The organism is Clostridium sp. LS (assembly GCF_002760435.1).
Classification (GTDB): domain Bacteria; phylum Bacillota; class Clostridia; order Clostridiales; family Clostridiaceae; genus Clostridium.
The window spans coordinates 1-710 of record NZ_AUUU01000191.1; the positions used below are offsets into that span (position 1 = coordinate 1).

The window sequence follows — 710 nt, forward strand, 5'->3', positions numbered from 1 at the left end:
TTTCAAATTATATAAAGTTGTTTAATCCAGAGCTGATAATTTTAAGTGGTCCATTAGTTCAATATTCAAAGCTGTTTTATGATACAGCAACAGAAATTGCTCTGCAAAAATGTCATATAAAAAATACAAATATTCTCTTTAGCGATGGGGGATATTTTGAAGATACATCTATAGCAGTAGGAGCTTGTGCCATGGTTATAGAAAAAATTAAAACTAGAAGATAAGGAAGTGTAAATTATGAATCCAACAGCATTTTCAATTGGGGGATTTGACGTAAGATGGTATGGTATATTAATTGCAACAGGAATGGCACTAGGAATATTTTTAGCAAATTACAATTGTAAGTGGAGAGATGTTAACTATGATCATTTATTTAATGTTGTACTGTTATCTCTTCCAATTGGTATAATTGGTGCAAGATTTTACTATGTAATATTTGAATTTGATAACTATAAAAATAATATTATTGAGGCATTTAATATAAGAAATGGCGGACTCGCTATACATGGAGGGCTTATTTTTGCATTATCAACAGCTTTAATATATACAAAAATTAAAAAATTAAGTTTTATTAAATTTGCAGATGTTGCAGCTCCTTCAATTATTTTAGCTCAAGCCTTGGGAAGATGGGGAAATTTCTTTAACCAAGAAGCCCATGGAGATGCAGTAAGTTATGAATTTATTAAACATTTTCCAATGTTTATTCAAAA

Annotated in this window: 1 protein-coding gene and 1 pseudogene; both read left to right on the forward strand. The window is 29.3% G+C overall.

Features of this window, described 5'->3' with window-relative positions; all coding sequences use genetic code 11:
• Window positions 1-224, forward strand: a pseudogene (locus tag COL3_RS25905) (sugar kinase); the annotation flags it as partial.
• Window positions 225-237: 13 nt separating this feature from the next.
• Window positions 238-710, forward strand: a 473-nt coding sequence (lgt, locus tag COL3_RS25910; RefSeq protein ID WP_099716765.1) for a prolipoprotein diacylglyceryl transferase, incomplete at its 3' end; no start/stop codon positions are given.